Source organism: Paenibacillus oceani (assembly GCF_014705615.1).
In the GTDB taxonomy this organism is placed as follows: Bacteria; Bacillota; Bacilli; order Paenibacillales; family NBRC-103111; genus Paenibacillus_AB; species Paenibacillus_AB oceani.
Genome location: NZ_JACXJA010000019.1, coordinates 87,336 through 107,566, shown reverse-complemented (window position 1 = coordinate 107,566; position 20,231 = coordinate 87,336). Strand labels below are relative to the sequence as shown.

Annotated in this window: 14 protein-coding genes; 4 read left to right on the top strand and 10 right to left on the bottom strand. The window is 54.8% G+C overall.

The genetic code is table 11. The features are described 5' to 3' along the window. Nucleotides 1–62: 62 nt before the first annotated feature. From IDH45_RS15350 to IDH45_RS15310, 9 genes are all read right to left on the bottom strand, one after another. Nucleotides 63–1,169, bottom strand: coding sequence for a response regulator (locus tag IDH45_RS15350; protein ID WP_190929000.1), 1,107 nt, complete (start codon nucleotides 1,167–1,169; stop codon nucleotides 63–65). Beyond that, nucleotides 1,144–4,287: an ATP-binding protein gene (locus IDH45_RS15345; protein ID WP_190928999.1), complete on the bottom strand. Its 3,144-nt coding sequence runs from the start codon at nucleotides 4,285–4,287 to the stop codon at nucleotides 1,144–1,146. The genes IDH45_RS15350 and IDH45_RS15345 overlap by 26 nt, the downstream gene beginning before the upstream one ends. A 202-nt stretch (nucleotides 4,288–4,489) precedes the next feature. After that, entirely contained in the window at nucleotides 4,490–5,326 is an 837-nt protein-coding gene (locus tag IDH45_RS15340) for a YitT family protein (RefSeq protein ID WP_223836696.1), read from the bottom strand. Nucleotides 5,327–5,532: 206 nt separating this feature from the next. Then, entirely contained in the window at nucleotides 5,533–5,877 is a 345-nt protein-coding gene (locus IDH45_RS15335) for a hypothetical protein (protein ID WP_190928997.1), read from the bottom strand. A gap of 286 nt (nucleotides 5,878–6,163) precedes the next feature. Beyond that, nucleotides 6,164–7,225: a Gfo/Idh/MocA family protein gene (locus IDH45_RS15330; RefSeq protein WP_190928996.1), complete on the bottom strand. Its 1,062-nt coding sequence runs from the start codon at nucleotides 7,223–7,225 to the stop codon at nucleotides 6,164–6,166. Between the two features lie 251 nt (nucleotides 7,226–7,476). Then, nucleotides 7,477–8,370: a YitT family protein gene (locus tag IDH45_RS15325; protein WP_190928995.1), complete on the bottom strand. Its 894-nt coding sequence runs from the start codon at nucleotides 8,368–8,370 to the stop codon at nucleotides 7,477–7,479. Nucleotides 8,371–8,375: 5 nt separating this feature from the next. Then, a complete protein-coding gene (locus tag IDH45_RS15320) occupies nucleotides 8,376–9,620 on the bottom strand; it encodes a cation:proton antiporter (protein ID WP_190928994.1) in 1,245 nt (414 codons plus the stop codon). Nucleotides 9,621–9,622: 2 nt separating this feature from the next. Beyond that, entirely contained in the window at nucleotides 9,623–10,120 is a 498-nt protein-coding gene (locus tag IDH45_RS15315) for a cation:proton antiporter regulatory subunit (RefSeq protein ID WP_190928993.1), read from the bottom strand. Nucleotides 10,121–10,403: 283 nt separating this feature from the next. After that, entirely contained in the window at nucleotides 10,404–10,754 is a 351-nt protein-coding gene (locus IDH45_RS15310) for a hypothetical protein (protein ID WP_190928992.1), read from the bottom strand. Between the two features lie 477 nt (nucleotides 10,755–11,231). On the opposite strand from IDH45_RS15310, the gene IDH45_RS15305 reads away from it, so the two are divergent. The 4 genes from IDH45_RS15305 (at nucleotide 11,232) to IDH45_RS15290 (ending at nucleotide 16,205) form a co-directional block, all read left to right on the top strand. Continuing rightward, entirely contained in the window at nucleotides 11,232–12,521 is a 1,290-nt protein-coding gene (locus tag IDH45_RS15305; RefSeq protein ID WP_190928991.1) for an ABC transporter substrate-binding protein, read from the top strand. A gap of 170 nt (nucleotides 12,522–12,691) precedes the next feature. Then, the gene (locus IDH45_RS15300; protein WP_317891215.1) at nucleotides 12,692–13,240 is read left to right on the top strand and encodes an RNA polymerase sigma factor; all 549 of its coding nucleotides are present in this window, start codon (nucleotides 12,692–12,694) and stop codon (nucleotides 13,238–13,240) included. A gap of 23 nt (nucleotides 13,241–13,263) precedes the next feature. Beyond that, entirely contained in the window at nucleotides 13,264–14,775 is a 1,512-nt protein-coding gene (locus IDH45_RS15295) for an ABC transporter substrate-binding protein (RefSeq protein WP_190928989.1), read from the top strand. A 23-nt stretch (nucleotides 14,776–14,798) separates the two neighbouring features. Continuing rightward, complete coding sequence (locus IDH45_RS15290) at nucleotides 14,799–16,205, top strand: ABC transporter substrate-binding protein (protein WP_190928988.1); 1,407 nt, start codon at nucleotides 14,799–14,801, stop codon at nucleotides 16,203–16,205. An 871-nt stretch (nucleotides 16,206–17,076) separates the two neighbouring features. On the opposite strand, the gene IDH45_RS15285 is transcribed toward IDH45_RS15290, so the two are convergent. Beyond that, the gene (locus IDH45_RS15285) at nucleotides 17,077–20,181 is read right to left on the bottom strand and encodes a heparinase II/III domain-containing protein (protein ID WP_190928987.1); all 3,105 of its coding nucleotides are present in this window, start codon (nucleotides 20,179–20,181) and stop codon (nucleotides 17,077–17,079) included. Nucleotides 20,182–20,231: the final 50 nt, after the last annotated feature.

Genomic DNA, 20,231 nt, shown 5'->3' with positions numbered 1-20,231 from the left:
AAAATAAACAACAAAAAGCCATTGGAATCGGATCGACTCCAACGGCTCTCGACAGTCCTTGCTTATGGCCCCATTTTCGTTATAAAATGTTTCATCCGCAGATCAGGCTTCGCCCCAAGCTCCTTCTCCAGCATCTCCTCCATCATCCGGTATTGCCGGAACGCCTCGTTTTTTCTTCCCAGCTCCGCGTAAAGGCGGATCGCCTCATGATGGATATCTTCCCTCATCGCGTCCAGCTTTAATATTTCGCTAAAGTAATGCAGCGCCTGCTGCGGTTTGTTGATCCCGATATGGAATCTCGCGCCCGCTTCCAGCAGCTCGATATACTGCCGTTCGAGCGAACGCGCCAGCTCCGCCGCCCATTCGTAGTCCTTTCCCTGCAGCAATCGTCCCGTATACAGCGCCTCCGCCCGTCTGAACAGATCGGCCTGTTTCTCCGGAGCCTGCCGGACTTGCTTGAGCAATCGCTCGAACTCGTACAGATCGCAGCGAAGGGCGCCCTCCCTGATGCTGATTTCGTGTTTGCCGGCCGCGAGGAACGAATCGGACTCGCCGTTGTCGAACGCTTTGCGAATGTAATACAAGGTCGAGTTCAAATTTTTCAGCGCTTTGTTCTTGTCCAGACCGCTCCATAACGTATCGACGATTTCTTCCCGGCTGACCGTTCCTTTGCATACGAGAAAAGCGAACAGCTCCTCGGTTTTGGGACTTCTCAGCTTCACCTGCACCTGGTCCCGCTCTCGCCGGTATAGTTTCAACCCGTTAAACAGAAGGACCTGAGCGGAGGAGCCGGCTGCAGCCGCGAACCGATGCCGCTTCCGGATTTTATCCAGTGTCCGGGACAGCCGCTCGGCGGTTACGGGCTTCAGCAAATAATCCAGCGCGTTTCGATCGAACGCCTGAACCGCATATTCGTCATGGCCGGTTACGAATACGATATCGATCGAGTCGTCCAAGTCGTGCAGCAGGGTGGAAAGGAGCATACCGTCAATATCCGGCATGGAAATATCGAGAAACGCTACGTCTACCGGATTCGTCTTGGCGAATTCATACGCCTCGGCCGGGTTCAAGAAAGCCGCGCACAATCCGAGCTCTCCGCTCTCCGACAGCAAAATGCCCAGCCGCTGCACCGACAGCTCCTCGTCATCCACGATCATCGCCCGCAGCATATCTGATCTCCTCCTTTCGTCCGTTCGGCTGCACCGGAATAACGAAGGAAACCTTCGTCCCGCTCTCCTCCGCGCTTTCGATCCGTATGCCCTCTCCATACATCAGCCTGAGGCGGCGGTCGATATTCCACAGCCCAACTCCCCTCTTGTCCGTATCCATGCTTTGCACGGCCTCCAGCGTTTGTTCGCTCATTCCGCGTCCGTTGTCCTCCACGGTGCAGCGGACTGCTGCATTCCCTTCCTTCTTGACGGAGAGGCGCACGGTCCCTCCCGACGATCTCGACATGACACCGTGCCGGATCGCGTTCTCCACAAGCGGCTGCAGGAGCAGAGGCGGCATCCGCATAGCCGCCGGGAACTCGTCCACGTCGTATTCCACTTGCAGTCTGGCGCCGAAGCGCGCCCGCTCGATATGGATATACGCCTTCACCAGCTCCATTTCCCGGTCCAGCGTCGTAACCGACTCCAATTGTTTAAAATCGAAGCTGCCCCTTAAATATTGCGAAAGCTGCAGCGTCAGCTCCTCCGCCTTCCGGGGATCGACCATACACAGCGTAGCGATGGAATTCAGCGCGTTGTACAAAAAATGAGGCTTGATCTGGGAACGCAAAAACGCAATCTCCGCCTCCTTGGCTGTCTTCACGGATGCCTTCAGCCGGGTCAAGCTCCGGACGCGCGCCATAAGCTCCTCCGGTTCATACGGCTTCCCGACAAAATCATTCGCTCCGCTGTCCATCGACCGTTTCGTCTCGGCCGCCCGGTTTTTGGCCGTTAGCATCAGAACCGGCATCTCGAATGCGGAGTACCGTTCCCGGATTTGGTTCAGCACCTCGTACCCGGACATATCGGGCATCATCATATCGAGTACGACGAGCGCAATGTCCGCGGCACGGGACAGCTCGTCCAGCGCCAGCCGGCCGCGATGAACCGCGATGACGGAATACCCCTCCAGCCGCAGCAAATTGATCATCGACTGCAGATTGGCGTGATCGTCGTCCACGACGAGAATGCGCTCTTCTTGTTCCCCCGCGATGTAGACCGGGTACTCTCCCGGCATTAGAGACGTCTGCGCGTACGGCCGGTTCCCTTCCCATTCCCGGCTGTCGCCCGAAGCCGGCTCCGGCGACACCGGAATCGTAAACGAAAACGCCGACCCTTGTCCCGGGCTCGATTCAACCCGGATCGCTCCCCCTTGCAGCTCCACCAACTTTTTCGTAATGCTCAGTCCGAGTCCCGTACCGCCGTAAGCTTTCGTCTCCGAGCTGTCCGCCTGCTCGAACGGTTGAAAGATGCGCTCGCGCATGGACGCCTCGATGCCGATCCCCGTATCCTCCACGAGTACCTCGACCTGATCTCCGCCCGCTTTGGCGCTGATTCGCACCCGGCCCGTGTCGGTGAATTTGACTGCGTTGCCGATCAGGTTATGCAGAATCTGAATCAAACGGTTGCTGTCCGCATAAACGACGGGCAAATCCCCGGATACGTCGTTCACGATCTCGATTTCTTTTCCTTCCAGCAGGAACGCATGAATCTGAACGACCGAATCGACGACCGCCTTCAGATCGACACCGCTCCGATGAAGCGAGATGTCTCCATGTTTCATTTTTGAATAATCGAGCAATTCGTTGACCAGATGAGACAAACGTTTGCCGCTTTCGTATACGATGGCCAGATGGCGCGCCTGCTTGGCGGTTACCGGTCCTTCCACCCCCCGGAGAAGCGTATCGGTTATGCTCACGATGGCGCTTAGCGGCGTTTTCAGCTCGTGGGACGTATTGGACAGGAAGTCGTCCTTGATCTTGTCCAGCTCGAGAAGCCGGCTTCTCATCCCGTCGATCGTATGGTACGCTTCGAAGAAGCGGAGCACAACCAGAACGAGCATCATCAGATTGAACCAGACGATATAAAACTGCCCCAGCCATGCATGCTCCTTCAAGGAAAACGAAAACAGGATCATGTCGACCGAATACAGCAGCGCGCACAGGATGGCCGAAAAGAGCAGCAAAGACTTCAAGCGGTCGCCCTTGCCGCTTCGGACATACAGGACGGCCGTCCTCAGTACGAGCCAGATCGTCAACGATTCATATACTAAAATAATAAACGGTTCGACCTTCGAATAAACAGGGATCGGCAGTACGACCACCAGCGCCGTATAAACGCCAAGCACAAGGATGAACAACCGGGCGAACGTAAGCGAGATGATATTCCGCTTTAACCGATAAAATAAGGCAGCCAATACGATGAAGCAGGCCAGCGAGCAAAAGTCTTTGATCTTGAACATAAGCTCAAACGGCAAGTCCGGAGCATACATGAGGAGAACCCGTTCCCCGACCAAGCCGTTGTATATCGCATAAAACAGGCAAAGCAAAGCGTACAGCAGCAGCGAGTAGTCTTGGCTCCGGTACCAGGCCGCCGTTACGAAGCAAATCGCGAAAATGAACGCAAGCGTAGCAAGGATCGCAAACGTCCCCAGCTCGTGCGCCTTGCTCTTCTGCTGGGTCGCCAGCATCGCGGCCTGCTCGCCGAAATAAAGGGAAGCCGGAATGCCCGAATTGGCGTAATCGAAATTAGCCACGTGAACGACGATCTCGATATCGCTCCCTTTCCGGGCGGAGAAAAAGCCGATCTGCGGGACGTTGCCGGCTCTGTAGTCTGCCGCCGCGTCGGAGGGATTGCCGTCCTCGAACAGCTTGTGCCCGTTCGCATAGACGTCGCTCGAAAACCGGATGTTCGTCTTCTTCAACGCGACTCCCCCGTCGAACGGCACGTTTTTCAGCACCATCCGGTACGTCGCGTATCCGTGAGCGGGTAGCTGTTCTCCGTTGACCGTTTTGCCGTTCCATATGGAGGGCACCTTGATTAGATCGGGAAGCGACGGTGTGTCCGCTCCCGCCCGCCGGAATTCCTCCGGGGTCAGCAATCGATTCCAATAAAACTCCCATTCGCCGTCCAGCCTGATTCGCTCATTACGCTGGTAATCCCAACCGGAGAGGTCCATGATACCGCTGCGAACCCTCAGCTCCCCCGGCTGGTCGTCACGATTCATTAGGATGGATAACGGTATTAACGAACTGGCCAACAATGCGACAAAGCACACAAGTACAATTCTTCTGAGCAATGGATCGGCTCCTCGCAACCTCTTAGTTATGAAAACTAATTCGACAAAATCCTTCATTTCCCTCCAAAAGCTGAGGTTTGCCGGATGCGGAGCGGTCAGCGCCTGTAAAAAACAAACATCCCGACCGCTCATTAATCGGTTCAGGATGTCCGGATAGGCGGCAGCAGCAATGGTGGCTGATCTGCGCCCGGTTATTTTCGAATTAATGGATGTCCTTCTTCTTGAACCGTCCGCCCTTCACGTCGTGAATGTTGCCTACCGCGAGGAATGCGGAGCTGTCCAGCTCTTCCACAATCGACTTCATCTTCGCTTCTTCCAGCCGGGTAATAACGCAGAAAATGACCCGTTTCTCTCCGCCCGTAAAGGCTCCTTCCCCGTGCAGGTACGTAACCCCCCGTCCCAGACGCTGAATAATCGCCTGCCCGATCTCTTCGTGCTTCTCACTTATGATCCAGACCGATTTCGATTCGTCGAACCCTTCCACCGTTACATCGATCATCTTGTAGGCGATAAAGTAAGCGATCAGCGAATACATCGCGCGGTCCCAGCCGAATACGAAACCCGCTCCGGCCAAGATGAAAATATTGAAAAACATGACGATCTCGCCAACCGAAAACGGAGACTTCTTTGTAAATAAAATCGCAACGATCTCCGTTCCGTCGAGCGAGCCGCCGAAGCGGATGACCATGCCCACGCCGACGCCGAGAATAATGCCGCCGAACACCGAAGCAAGCAGCGGATCGTCCGTTAGCGGACTCACCGGGTGAAGGAGCCAGGTGCCGAGGGACATGATTGATACCGCATATAACGTGGACAAGGCAAACGTCTTGCCGATCTGCTTATATCCCAAATACAAGAAGGGTAAATTAAACAACAATAAAAAGACGCCAAGCGGAACATGAGTCAATGCGGACGTAATGATCGAGATGCCTACGATACCGCCGTCAATTATACTGTTGGGTACAAGAAAAATCTCCAGGCCGACCGAGAATAACGCGGCCCCGAACGTCAGGAAGCATATTCGCTGGAGCAGCTTCATCCGCGTAATATGGGTATGCGATTTGGTTTTGGGCTGCGTTGCATGCAGCTCTACTGTGTCTGTTTTCATCGAGAACCTCCCTGTATCATGGCTTGCAAGAACGCCGGGTTCCCGTGCGTCCCGAACAAATGGTCACAACAAATAACCGCCCTAAATTGTAATCAGGCCAAATAAACGCACTTCAATAAGAGCCTTAACAAAAACGTCTAGACGGATACGTAATTGGATGTGAATTTGATCGGACGAAGCAGCAGACTCTTCATCAGGAGAGGGATTATAAAGGAAAAGTGGGGCATCCGGACCGGTAGGGCCAATCCTAATGCGAGCAGCGTTACGGAAAAGGCCGCATAGGGGACGTCTGATTCCGGCTTATCGTAGTTTTGTCCGAGAACGGCTGCGCTGGTGCAGCCTGGAGCTCCCGAAGATACGGCGGGGATCGCGCTGGAGACAGGAGTGACGACCGTTTCGATCGTGGGCATGAGAAACGACCAGATTAAAAGGAATGCGGAAATCAGCTTAACAAAAATCCGCGCGCCTCTGTCCAAAGTCATCGTTTCTCCCCCTTTCTAACTATCTCTCTATAGGCAGAATATCACAAATTCACGCAAATTTCAAAATTTTTTACCCTGGTATTGCCATTTCCCCCCTTTCCCTCCGTTTTTCTTCCGATATCGCATTAATGAAATGAACCGCTTCTTTTTCCTTTATCCATGTGCTGCTTCGCCATTATACCGCTTTATTGCAATCCTCTTTTAAAGGACGACAAAACCCGGCATGATCCGCACGAGAGCAACTTCCCCGCCGGATAAATACCGGGTTTTCCGATCCCCTTTACATTTACGCCTTCAACGTTCTCCATTCCTGGTCAAGACCCAATCCGCGCAGATCCGCGACCGTATGGTTGCGTTCCGCCTCGTACAGCTTCCAGATGACGCGCAGTCCTTGGAGGCTGGTCGGCCCGTCCGTAATCGGACGCGTGCCGTCACGTATGCAATCGAGAAAATGTTCGAGTTCATGGTTGGTCATTTTGCCCGAAGCTCCGGCTTCGTACAATACTTTCTTCCGCGACTCCGAATCCAGATTCGCCTTCTCTTCCTTGATCGCCGTATGGGCGTACAGCTTGTTCTCGGCAAGGTTGATTTCCAGCATTCCGTTGGTACAGTGCGCGTGGAGACTCCAGCCGAGCCTCGTCCCGCGGGCTCCCCACGTTCCGAAGTGATAACCTAGCGCACCGCTTTCAAACTCGATCGTAACGTTGCTCGTTCCTTCCTTCTCCATCCACGGGGTTCCGAAATTCGTACCCAGATGCGTTCCGCGGACAGGGCGTCCCAGAAACCAGAGCAGCAAATCCACGTAGTGGCAGCCATGACTGAAAAATTGCCCTCCGCCCAGCCGCTTCGCGGACAGCGCCCAGTGTCCCGGCTGGTAACGCGTATATTGTTCGGTCCAGACTGACATCTGGAAGCATTCGCCGTATTCTTTGGAGTCGATCAGCTCTTTCAGCTTCAGGATGATCGGCCAGAAGCGCACCGGATAGGCGGTCATCAGCACTTTGCCGACCCTCTCCGACGTCTCGATCAGATCGAGGCATTCCTCCTCGGTATTGCACATCGGCTTCTCCATCAGCACGTGCTTGCCCGCTTCCAGGCAAGTTTTGCCGACTTCATAGTGAAGGTCATGCGGCAGTACGACCAGTACGGCGTCGACATGCTCCAGCAGATCGCGGTAATCGCTGACGGCATGCTTCGCTCCTGTCAACTCGGCCGCTTTCTGTGCGCGCTCCAGCTCGATATCGCACGTAGCTGTAATCTCGACCCGTTCTCCCAAATACTGAAAACCTCCCGAGTGCGATCCGGCCATTCCTCCGCAGCCGATAACTCCAAGACGAACTTTGCTCATGATGATCTTCCCTTCCCCCGCTTTGCGGCGCTATTAGGCGCGATCAAAAAAGCATAGTGAACCGTAAGATCGGCCAACATAGGTTAGCCGTTTTTTTGATCGCGCCTTAGGTCTGTTCTCTTTCCTAGCTCCATCATAACGGGATCGGGGCAAGCGATCTTTGTCTTTCCGGTCCGATGTTTTGCACTTTTTTGGGCGGCTGACTGCAAAGGCCGGTTTGAGGAATCATTTTAAATAAGGAATGGACAGAATTAGTGCAAATATTTATATTCGGACTGCTCCGGACTGTCGAACGGCATCATATTCACTACTGCGGCAGGATCGATAGCATGCAGCGCTTCCCGGAAACGGCCTTCGTCCTTTTTGGCGATGACCGCCAGCAGATCGCCTCTCGCCTCTCTGGAAGCCGAGGGGGCGGACTTGGCCTGGAGGAACGAAACAGCCGGACCCAGCTGTTCCTTCATATCGGCACAAAGTGCAGCAGCCGATTGGAGACTGTGAATCCGCACCAGTGTGTACTTGTGGTAGCCTCTTATCATATACCGCAGCGAGCGGTACGCCAAGTAATAAGCGATAACCGAGTACAGCGCCTGCTCCCAGCCAAACAGAAAACCGGCGACCGCGAGCACGAGCAGATTAAACAGCATGATCAGTTCGGCCACCGACAGCGGAACTTTCCGCTTCACCCAATGGGCGGCTTCATTCACGCCGTCCGTATAACCGCCGATGCGAAGGATCAGGCCAGCTCCTCCGCCAAGCGCCAGCCCTCCCAGTACCGAAGCGGCCAGCGGATGCTCGGTCAGCGGCGGGATCGGGTCCAGCAGCAGCGTTACGGCCGCCGTGACGCCGAGGGCGGCCAGCCGCACAACGGCGGAGTTTTGCCCGCGCCGGGGAACGGCCAGAAACAGGAACGGGACGTTGATCAGAAACAAAAACAGTCCCAGCTGCATCTCGGTCATGTGCGACAGCATAATGGAAATGCCTTGGGCGCCGCCCGTCACAAGCCGGTTCGGCTTCAGAAACAGCTCGAGCCCGACTGCGATCAGCACGGCTCCGGCACAAAAGGACAAGACGGCGAGCCAATCGATCCTAATCGGCTGACGGTGAAACCGGTTCGGACGAGGTCCTTTCATGGCGCCCCGCATCGGTCTCAGCCCTCCCGTTCGGCAGACTGGACACGATCGGCCGGCTGAGCGTTATCTTTGGGCTGCAAACGCTCCTTCCGTCCGTAAATCAGCTTGTAGATCGTTTTCGACTCCTTGGTAAGCAGCGGGCCCAAAATGGCAAGGATGAGTACGTACAGCGCCGCAAAAGGCTGCAACAGCGGCAGCAGCGAGCCCGCTTTGCCCAAATTCGCCATTACGATCGAAAATTCACCGCGTGAAACGATCGTCAGACCGATATTAACCGACGCCTTCTTGGACAGTCCCGCGCTTTTGCCTGCGAGCATCCCTGCTGCAAAGTTGCCGATCAGCGTCACCACGACGGCGCCGAGCGACAGCCAGACCGCGCCTCCGAGCGTAGTCGGATCGATCGTAAGACCGAAGCTGAAGAAAAACATCGCCCCGAAGAAGTCGCGAAACGGCAGGATCAGATGCTCGATCCGCTTCATATGCTCGGTTTCGGCCAATACGAGACCGACCAGCAGCGCGCCGATCGCCTCGGCTACGTGGATCGTTTCGGAGAAACCCGCTACGACCATCAGGCCGCCGAAGATGACGAGCAGAAACAGCTCGTTGGACCGGATGTCGAGCACCTTATTCAGCAGCGGGACCGCTTTGCGTCCGATAATAAGTACGGCGAGCATAAAACCTAGTGCGATAAGCGCCGATAGGGCTACGCCTGCCAGCGAAGTCGAACCGCTGAGCACAAGACCCGACAAAATGGATATATATACGGCCAAAAACACGTCCTCAAACATGATGATGCCAAGAATCATCTCCGTCTCGGAGTTGGCCGTTCGTTTGAGATCTACGAGCACCTTCGCCACGATAGCGCTTGAAGATATCGTCGTAATGCCCGCAACGACAAGGATTTCTTTAAAGGGCAGGCCGGCGAAGTAAGCAAACAGCAGGCCGAGCGTAAAGTTGATGGCGATATAAATCGTGCCGCCGACGGCAATCGATTTGCCCGACTTGATCAGACGCCCGACCGAAAATTCCAGTCCGAGATAAAACAGTAGAAACAAGACGCCAAGTCTGCCCAAAAATTCGATGAACGGGGCGCTTTCTATGAAACGGAAGTCGAATACGCCGATTTTGGGAGCGTGCGGGCCAACCGCCATTCCGATCAAAATATAAAACGGAATGACTGAAAATTTCAGTTTGGCCGACAGTATTCCGGCCACGGCAATAAGCACGACAGCGAGACCGATCTCTAGCACGATGTGATCCATAATTAATCACTCCCGTGCAGAAGAAGTTGTTTCAATGCCTTCAGATGAACCCGCTCGCCCGCCACAATCAGCGTGCTGTCGGCCATCAAGGCATACTCCGGTCCCGGACTGATATGATGGGCGTTACTCCGCTCAATCGCGGCAATGATGCTCGCCCCTGTCTTCTGACGTATGTCGAGCTCTCCGATCGTCCGCCCGATGCAGCTCGCATTCGGCTCGATCCGGTACCACTCGATAACCAGATCGTTCAGCGCCATCTCGATCGTTTCGAGCGCTTTCGGCTTATAGTTCATCCCGCCCAGGATCGCTGCGGCGGCTCGCGCCTCGTCGTCCTCCAGCGTAACCATCGAGACGCTGTCGTCCAGATCCTCGTTATCGAAATGATACATTTCTCTTCTGCCGTCATCATGGACGACAATCACCAATTTGTCTCTGGAGCGCGTCTCCATTTCATACTTGCGGCCGATTCCCGGCAAATCTGATTCTCTTACTGGTTTCATCCATCCGCCTCCGATCTCTATATTCGATCGGCACTTTCCGGATGCGGCATGCCCTTGCTATATAAGTTTGACAAGCGGGGCCCACTACTGCGGAACGGCAGCCTGCTGCCACCTATCAACATCCTGCATAAACGGCCTTTTCCAAAAGGAAAAGATGGGTTCCGCCCATACGTCAGACAACTTACATAGAAATGAACACGATTTTCGGACATGCCAAACAACACTCTGTGCCGAACGTAAAAAAATAACAATTGGCTTGGAGTGATTAGTATGACCGAAAATGTCAAATTACATAATGGGATGTGAATTTCAGGGGACGCAAAAGCAACTGCTTGCGAAGAAGCGGTATGGGGGGCGCAAAACGGTCCAGCCGATTGCGGATACGATTTTCAAGAGATACGATGCAGCCGACAAACAATGTCACGACGAGAGCCGGCAAAAACATGCGCAGCTTGGTCAGCATATGCGCAGGAGAGCTTAAAGGCGAATGAATCGTTGCGGATGCCGATACGGCGGGAATGGTTTTGGATACGGGAGTAACAACAAGCTCGGCGGTCGGCATAAGAAACGACCATACAAGGGCGAACATAACGAGCAGCTTAATCGTTACCCGGGATTTCTCGCGTTTAATCAAGTTGTCCTTACCTCCTTTCCGGATAGCATATCCTCATTTTATCATAGAAAAAAGCGATATTTCAAACTTTTTTCATGGTTATCGGTATTTTCATCGCTTTCCCTTAGGATATCTCGAGATATCTCGAGATATCTCAATATTCCTTTGCAGAGAAAAAGGAAACGTCGCAAAGCATGCAACCGACGGATATCGCTCGACAATCGTGCGGGTATATCCGACATATGGACCGAATAAATTACATATTTTTACACAAGAAACAGCAAAACAAAAGATAAAAAGAGATTCCACAACGATTCACTAGATATTTTGCATAAAAAGAGGAAAAACGCAACCAAACGAACCTTGTTTCCGTTTGCTTTACCGCTATATAATAAGGTAATTTATTGCCGGCCGCCTTTCTCCGCATTGCTCGCTTTTTTGCGCCTGCGTCCGGTTCTAAAGCGGAACAACCATTCGAACGAACGGAGGTATGATGTAGTGAGAAGAAAAAGGTTCGTATTTTTTCTTTCCGCCTTTGTAATCGTTTTCGCTGGGTGCTCTAACAGTCAACAACCAACTGACGTCTCGGTCAAACCGGCGGAAAAGCCGCTCGATCCCGTCAAAATCCGGGTCCATCAGCTGGGGGGATATTTTACGGATCAGGATTTCAACGAGCTGATTGCCGAACCGGTCAAGAAGAAGTATCCCCACCTGACCGTGGAGATGGACAAAACGACGGAAGACTTGCCGGAGCTGCTCTCCAAGGGCGAATCGATCGACTTCCTCGTTACTTACCACGGCCGCCTGACCGCTTATAAGGATTTAGGCGTGTATCTCGATTTGCTTCCGCTCGCCAAGCAGTACAATTTCGATCTCGGCCGGTTCGACCAGGGCGCTCTGGATACGATCATTGCGAACTCGGAGAAAGGCGAACTGTACGCCCTCCCTTACGCCAACAACTTAAACGCCCTCTACTACAATAAAGACATATTCGATAAATTCGGCGTCCCCTACCCGAAGGACGGCATGCTATGGGAAGACGCTATCGAGCTTGCCAAGAAAGTAACCCGCAAGGACAATGACATTCAATACCGCGGCATCGAAGTTGACGACCTCAACCGCCTCCTTTTCCCCCTGTCTCTCAACATCATCGATCAGAAAACCGATAAAGTGCTGGTGAACAGCGACCCGTACAAAAGGGCGTTTGACATCGGCAAACAAATCTATTCCATCCCAGGCAACGAGTTTATCGGCGGCTCTCCGATCGACCGGTTCCTGAAAGATAAAACCGTTGCGATGATCCCGACGATCAATCTGTTTCTGCGGCTTAGACAAACCCCGGATCTGAACTGGGACGTGGCCCAATTCCCCAGCTACAAGGAGAAACCGGATACATACGGCATGTACGACCTGCATTGCATGATTCCGATGGCAATGAGCAAAAACCGGGATGATCAGATGCGGGTGCTCGAGGTGTTGTTCTCCGAGGAAGTGCAGACCGTCATGTCCAGAAAATCGGCCAAACTGTCGGTCATGAAAGATCCGAAATTCAGGCAAGCGTTCGGCCAAGACCTGCCCGAGCTGAAAGGCAAACATATCGAAGGCGTATTCAAGAGCAAATCCGCCGCCGCACCGCCTAACTCGAATTATTATTCGAAAGCTTACAGCCTCCTGACCGCCGAATATACGAATGCCGTCAAAAATGTCAAGGATGTCAATACGGCGCTTCGCGACGCAGAAGAGCAGATCCGGCAGCACATCGTAACGGAGAAAGGCAAGGGCAACTGACGTTTGTCCGCCGCTAATCGGAACGCTCGCAGGCACCGACCCCTTCCAACAACCGTTGGAGGGGGTTTTTAATGCGCTACCACTATATCCATGAGAAAGATTACCATAGGTTCAACTTCAACGGAACCCTTTTATTCAGCGCGTCGTCCAATAATCGAGGTGAACGAAAAGTGGGTTTGGACTATTTGAGCACGCTGTCCGACAGTACGGACAAAAACGTCATTCTGCGCGACTTGATGGAACGTTACGGCAATGATGTGTGGAACTACGCGTTTTTCCTGACGAGCCGTTTCGATCAGGCGGACGACATCTTCCAGGACGTCTTTATCAAGGTGTACCGCAGCATGTTCTCGTTCCGCGGGGAATCGAGCGTCAAGACATGGCTGCTCGCGATTACGCGAAACGTCGCCAAAGATCACCGCAAATCGGCATGGGCCCGCCGGGTGCTTCTGATGGCTACGATCCGCAGGTCGGAAACGGCTTCCTCCACGGAAAAGGAAGTGCTGAGCCGGATGGTCAGCGGCGATGTCTGGAAGGCGGTTATGGACCTGCCTGAGAAGCTGCGGGAAGTGCTGCTCTTATACGCCCACCACCAGTTGACCGTACCCGAGATCGCCTCCATGCTGAATATCTCCCAAGGCACCGTCAAGTCCCGGCTTCACCGGGCGCGGGCGAAGGTGCCGTTATTGCTGAAGGAACAGTTGTCCGATTCATACTAACCGGAGAGCAAGGAGGCGACGAAGTGAGACCGAAACGATTCCCAGATTGGGAAAAAGAGCTTAAACATTTCCCTTTAAATCCGAAGGGCGTACCGCCCAAATTAATGAATAGCGTGGAGGAACGAATCGCCATGGAAGCGACAACGAAACGATCCCGCGGTAAAGTGTGGGTTGCCGCCGCCGCGCTGCTGCTTGCTTCTGCCATCCTTTTTACCCAGCGGGAGCCGATACTGGGCTTGTTCAAGCAAGAGGTCAAGACGCCCCAGTTCGACGTCAAGACGGAAAGGTCGATCAAAGTACAATGGGTCGATGGCATGTCCTTTATGAGCCGTTATGGCAATGCCTTCATCATCCAATATCCGAATATGGACGTGGACGCCATCAACTCCCCGCCTTACGACCCGCAGAAGGACCGGGCGGTCCAGTTCGAGGAATTGATCGAGAAAGAAAAACCGGATGTCGTGTACGTCCCGATGGAGGTCTATAAGAAGTTAGCGGACAAAGGACTGCTGCTGCCGCTCGACCCGTTCATCCAAAAGGAAAAATACGATCTCGGCGTTTTCCAGGAAAGTGTAGTCGAAACAATCCGGGATTCCGGCGGGGGCAAGTTATACGGAATGGCTCCCAACTTCTCGACCCAGGCTCTTTATTACAACAAGTCGCTATTCGATAAATACGGCGTCCCGTATCCGACTGACCAGATGAGCTGGGAGGATGTACTCGCTCTGGCCCAAAGGTTTCCGGCAAACGGGCAGGGAGAAGATCGCGTATACGGATTGATCCCGTATTCGGCGTCCCCTTACGGCACGGCCGAGAGTATAGGACGTACGAAGGGAATCGGCCTGACCGATGCCGACGTCAGCAAGATGACGGCGAATACGGACGCCTGGCGCTCCATCTTCCAGTTCGTCGCCGACGGCGTGAAGAAAGGCTGGCTCTATGAATCGAAGCCTTTGACGGGCAGCATATCCGGAGCCGATTTTTACAAACGCAACCCGTTCCTGACCGGCAACGCGGCGATGATGGTTTCAACGAACAGTACGGCAAACGACCTGATCCAGGCCAAGCAGCGGTATAATCTCGCCGATTTCGCCTGGGATATTGTGACGGAGCCGGTCGACCCGGCGAAACCGAATGTCTCGTCCACGTTTCGGATTGACGAAATTTATGCAATTCCTGCAAATTCAGAAAATGCAAGGGACGGCTGGGAGCTGATCAAGTCGATCCACAGCGAAGCGATGACAAGGAAGGTTTCCTCCTCCTATACCGGCAATTTCGGGTTGTACTCCCGCAAGTTCGAATCGCGGACTCCGATTACGTACAGACTGGAAGCTTTCACGATGCTAAGGCCCGATGATCAGGCGAGCAGCCTGGCCATTATGGATCGGCCTTTGTACACCTCGCTGTCGGCGATCGTTAACGAGGAAATGAAATCCGCGGCAGCCGGGACCAAAAGTCTGGACGACGCGATCGGCGCCATACAGCAGCGCGGACAAACGGCGATCGAGCAGGCGAAAGTGGAGAAAAAACCGTGATGGGGATGGAGGCAAGAAAACCGATGAAGTGGAATAACGTTGGAAAGAAAAGCCGCCATCCGGCGCCGGGCCGGCAGTTGGCTCGCGGAGCGCTGGCCTCGGTGCTGGCCGTCTCTCTGCTGCTGGCCGGCTGCACGGCAAAACCTGCCGACGAGCAGACCCGGAAAGTAGTCCGGATACCGTTCGGCAGCGAGGAATCGTTTTATTCGACCTATGGAGACTACTTCGCCTTCAAATTTCCCGACGTAGAGGTAGAGATTATTTCAACCGAAGATTTGCACAAAACGGGAAATAATTACTTTGATGAATTTGAAAAATTAGTACGCGAACAAAAGCCGGATCTGGTCATTACGCACCCATCGTTTTATTTCCGCTGGGCAAACAAAGGAATGCTGCTCGATCTCGAACCGTTCGTCCGCAATAGCGGCTTCGATCTGAGCCAGTTCGTCCCCGCCGCGATCGCGCGCCTGAAGGAGAACGACGAAGGCAAGCTGTTCGGGCTGGCGCCCGAGCTTACAAGCTCGGGGCTGTATTACAACAAAGATCTGTTCGACAAGTATGGCGTCCCGTATCCGAAAAACCAGATGTCGTGGGAGGAGACGATGGAGTTGTCCCGGCGTTTTCCGGTCGATCCCGATCCGGAAAAACGGATCTACGGCATTCATCTTAAATATTGGACGACTTTCGATTTCATTCAAACGTTGGCGGCTACAGAGAACGCCTCTTATATAAGCCCCGACATGAAACGTTTGACATTCGAATCCGACATATGGAAGAAATCGTTTAAGCATATTATCGAAGGCTTTCGCAGCAAAAATCTGTATTACTACTATAAGGACGGTAAACCGGTTCGTTACGGCCCGGACGAGACGAAAGAGATGGATCTGTTCAGCCGGGGCAAAGCGGCGATGACGGTTAGCGGTGTCGAACAGCTGTTTCGGATGAAACAGTGGGGCACCCAAGATTTTAATTGGGACGTCGTTACGGTTCCCGTCGATCCGGCGAATCCGGAGTACACGAACAACTTTGACGTTGATACGATTTTCGTCATACCGGCTAACGCGGATAACCCGGATACGGCATGGAGTATCGTCCAATATTTCAACAGCGAGGAAGCGGCTAAGGTCAAGATGAAAATGGACGACGTGTTCTCCAGCCGGACCGCCTTCGCCACGACGAAAGACGGGCAAAGCCTGGAGCCCTTTTATATGCTGAAGCGAAAGAAAGAGGAGCTGGATCTTACCATCACCGTGCCGGATACGTTTTATCCGGTGTTCAGCACTCCGTTCCAGCTGTTGTACATCCGCGAAATCGATGAAGCGGTGAACGGCCGCAAAACGATCGAGGAAGCGATCTACACGATTCAGACCGAAGGCCAAAAGCTGCTCGATCAAGCTTGGGCAGGAGGTACTCCTCCGCCGGCCAAGTAAGTAACTAAGTTAGTAAGTAAGGGGCTGTCCAAGGACATTTAGCGATTTGGCGCGCCCGCTTAGAAACGGTTTTCCTCGAGAAAAGGAACGCAACTTCCACTTTACCGTGGAAGTTGCGTTCCTTTCGTTTGGAAATCGATCGGGGTGTTTCGTTGATCGATTTTGGGATACCCGCTCGACTTCAGGTGAAGTCCGGGAGTCTGTAGAACCGTAAGCCCGCGAGCCCGTAAAACCGTGAACCTCATTCTTGCGAGCAACTTGTACTCGGCTACTCGGCTGCGTTGATCACGCCGCCCATGTGTGCAGGCTCTAGCACCAATAAGAGCCTTTGGTACCCTTTATTTTCCTCATAAAGGGATGAGAGAGACGAATAGAGGCGATTTGTACCCCTTATTTCTGCCATCTGGTAGGGTCCGCACCCTTTTCGCGAATATTAACGGTCCCAAACCGCTCTTATTTCCCCATCCATGCGGAGTTAGCACAAAATAGAGGGTATAAACCGCTCCTATCCGGTTTATGGTTTATGGTTTACGCTCTCCGGTTTACGCTCTCCGGTTTACGCTCTCCGGTTTACGCTCTCCGGTTTACGCTCTCCGGTTTACGCTCTCCGGTTTACGCTTTCCAGTTTCCGCGCCCCTCCCAGCTATAAACGGCCGCCCACGAAAAGCGACCTTCGACATCTACTTACTTTCGAACTTGCGAGACTTGCACGTTCGACACATGCACAATTGCGGCATTTACTGGCTCGACAAGTAGGAAATCCCCTCCACTTAGCACGGTGAAAAACTTAAACGTTCCGGCAACTTAAACTACAAGGCCGCCCCCGCTCCCTCACATCCCAAATGTGCCTGAGGACAACCTTCCGCTTCACTTAGCCGTGCCATTCCGTATACAAAGGAATCGTAAACGGGTCACCCTCCGCGATCGCATACCGGTAGGAAACGGCTTCGCCGGATGTTCCTGTCCCGGTACTAGCCGGTTCCTCCATGTCCTCGATCAGCGTCGTGTACCCGATATCCAGCTCATACTCGTCCGGGCCGCCGGATACGCACCGCTCGATCCGGTATACCGGGTTGCGCCCGCTTCCTCCGACATGGATGTGCTTGCCGGCCAGCAGATCGGCAGCGCCTGGATGGGGCCTCAACCGTATGCGAATCTTGTTGCTCTCGGACGGCTCCCGCGTAAATCCGGTCACAGTTCCCGCCAGGGAACCCACCGCCTCATGGATGCACGGCGCTTCCTCCGGACCGATACAGCTCCCGCCGGCTACAAATGCATAGACGGAGGTGCCGCCGCTTTCCGCGTACAACCCCGCCTTGCCCTGGAACACGATTCGGCTCCCGGAGCCGGTGACGAAGCGCAGCCTCACCTCGGCATCCGTCGAATGGATGTAATAATCGGTGCGGTCGTCCGACCGCTCGATCTTCAAAACGACCGCGTCGGGACTGCCCTCCCCATCCAGCTCGACCTCCGATACCGAGCGGATCAGGCGCTCGTTCCGGTAAGGCTCGATCAGCGATACAAAGCGGCTGGCCTCTCCCTCAGCCCGGCGTTTCACGATCAGTTGGCGGAGCCGCTGCGGATTGCCCGGCCGGTTTTGCGACGGACGGCCGTCGGCGAGCGCCGCCTCGTCCGCCTGCCCCAGCATCGTGAGCCGGAGCCGGATATTGTCATCCGGCCGCTCCAGCACGCCCCATGTATCGCGAACGGCCCATTCCACGGCGAACTGTCCGGGAGGCGCGCTGTCCCGTTCCACGTCCGTCAAGTAATGGAACCCGCTGCCGCAGTAGGCTGGAAGCGGTTCGGACGGATCGGCGTCATACGGCTCCGCGTAGGCGATATCCGGTCCCGCATACGTGCCGGTCGGCTGATCGATCAGCCGCAGTCCTTCGGCCGATACGCTCCCTTCCGGGCCGTGAAACATGTAATGGTGCTCGCCGCCGCCTCTTACGCGAAACACGTCGATCGCGTAACTGTTCGCCTCGTCCACCTTCACAAGCGCCGTACAGCGTCGGTATACGTCCGTTTGCGGATACACCTGCTTGGCTTCCGCCTCGATCAACTGGACCGGACCTTCCCCGACAAACAGCCGGGTCGCGCCTACAATCGAATTTCGCTGCTTCCCGCTGTCCACCACAACCGTGTTATGACAAACTGTATTCCGGTCCCAATGATGCGTTTTTTGATGCGAATTGTCGCATTTCTCCGGGTACCCCAGATCGGGCAGCAGATCAAGACCGAAGGCGAACAACCCGATCGTGAGCGTATCTTTATGACCGTGCCCGAAGTTGCGGCCGTAATACATCCATAAGCCGCGCCGGGCGTCGCCGGCACCGTCCCTTAAAGCGCTGAAGCCGTATTCGCCCAGATTGACGCTTCGATGCGGTAGCGGACCGTGTTCAGCTACCGCGTTCTCGATGCCGGACCGCAAGCCTTCCGGGTCCGGGGAATAAATGCCCCCGCGCAGCCCTTCGAAAGTGCAGCCGTTCAGCGTATACGCCATCTGTGCGAACAACGGCTCGCCCGTCTTCTCAAACGCTTCCACGAACGTCTCGAGCCTGCCGGTCAGGCCGGGATTGCCTGCCGAGGCGCTGTCTCCGATCGACGGTACGAACCGGTCCAGCATGTACAGGCGGGAATTGGCCCGAAGCATTTGCAGAAACTTCGGGTTGCAGTAAAAGTCCCCTTGCGGGTAGCGGTCGTAACCGTGCAGCATGTCCGCAAGCTGCCGGAACGCCTCCACCCACAAATAATTGTAATCCGGCGCCGCCTCGTCCCCGAAGCCGTCACGGTCTACATCGCGAAGAAGCGAGCGCGTGATGTTGCCGCCGGTCACCCTCCACCCGCCCTGCTCCGTCCGCTCGACCCCGCCGTCCTGAAAAACGAAATCGAGCCACTCCTCTGTCGTCCCCGGTTCGTCTAGCACGACGGCGGCGAGGGCCAGCGCGCTTTGGTGCATGCCGTTGTTGCCTTTAATCTGCGCCTTGCGGACCGCGCCGTAGACCGGCCGAAGGATGCCGTCCTCTATATGGGTCCGGATCTGTACCATCCTGCTTTTCCCATCAGGCGGATATCCCCGTGCCGCCTTGTCCAGCAAAAAAGCGGCCAGCTCCTGATCCTCGGCTGTCATCTCCGTGTAAAAGGCATCGTAGGCGGATATAAACGTCCTGACGATCGCCGTCTCCCAGATGCTGCCTACGATTTTGCCCTGCCCGGTTAAGCCGTGCGAATTGAGGAAGCCATCCTCCCACAGATAGACGGCCGCATCCATGTCCGGATACAGGTCGGCCACCCGGTCCAGCAGTACGATCCCGGCACGGGCGTACTTCGGCTCCCCCGTATACAGATAAGCGTCGCGAAGCTGGGCCAGCGCATTGTCGACGATCCCGCCGTGCCCCCACGGAGCATCCGTCTTCGGAAACCGGTTGCCGAGCGGATCGATCATCCCGATCCATACTTTCCAATGGTTATAAAAAGCGACGAACGTATACCGGGTCCCGTCATCAGCGATCCAGCCGAGACTGTCGTCTACGCCCCACTTCTCTCCCCGATCCGGGTACAGCTCATTGCGCAAATACCGGTCGTCCGCAAGCTCGCGGCGGAACAGTCCATTCTCGTCTTTACCGCTCTCGTAATAAGCGGCAAAATCGTTGGAAGGGAACACCGAGCGGCAGCTCGGGCATTCCAGCTTCCACGGGCTCACGAGCGGATCGGCCAGCCACGGCCAGCGGCCGTACGCATGATGCCTCTCGCCGCACACGGGACAGCCCGCCTGCTGGTTCACCGCATAGCTGCGCGGCACCGACTGGGGCGTCGGCACGTTCCACAGCCATTCCCAGCCGAGCCGCACATAGACGTCGCCGAGCGCCACTGCCCGTTCCTTCTCCCGCTTTGCCCATTCGTAAACGTTTGCATTCCGGCGCATTGCCTCGACTTTCCGGGACGTATAATACGTGGTTCGTTGTTTGACCGCCATAAACTCTAACCCTTCCCCGCTGCATGGAATGGATTGCCTGTTAATGATCT

What these genes read in the sequence shown, in the direction of transcription:
- IDH45_RS15285 (WP_190928987.1), bottom strand. Translation starts at nt 20,181, where the DNA reads ATGGCGGTCAAACAACGAACCACGTATTATACGTCCCGGAAAGTCGAG.
- IDH45_RS15325 (WP_190928995.1), bottom strand. Translation starts at nt 8,370, where the DNA reads ATGCGGGGCGCCATGAAAGGACCTCGTCCGAACCGGTTTCACCGTCAG.
- IDH45_RS15320 (WP_190928994.1), bottom strand. Translation starts at nt 9,620, where the DNA reads ATGGATCACATCGTGCTAGAGATCGGTCTCGCTGTCGTGCTTATTGCC.
- IDH45_RS15290 (WP_190928988.1), top strand. Translation starts at nt 14,799, where the DNA reads ATGAAGTGGAATAACGTTGGAAAGAAAAGCCGCCATCCGGCGCCGGGC.
- IDH45_RS15340 (WP_223836696.1), bottom strand. Translation starts at nt 5,326, where the DNA reads ATGAAGCTGCTCCAGCGAATATGCTTCCTGACGTTCGGGGCCGCGTTA.
- IDH45_RS15315 (WP_190928993.1), bottom strand. Translation starts at nt 10,120, where the DNA reads ATGAAACCAGTAAGAGAATCAGATTTGCCGGGAATCGGCCGCAAGTAT.
- IDH45_RS15350 (WP_190929000.1), bottom strand. Translation starts at nt 1,169, where the DNA reads ATGCTGCGGGCGATGATCGTGGATGACGAGGAGCTGTCGGTGCAGCGG.
- IDH45_RS15330 (WP_190928996.1), bottom strand. Translation starts at nt 7,225, where the DNA reads ATGAGCAAAGTTCGTCTTGGAGTTATCGGCTGCGGAGGAATGGCCGGA.
- IDH45_RS15335 (WP_190928997.1), bottom strand. Translation starts at nt 5,877, where the DNA reads ATGACTTTGGACAGAGGCGCGCGGATTTTTGTTAAGCTGATTTCCGCA.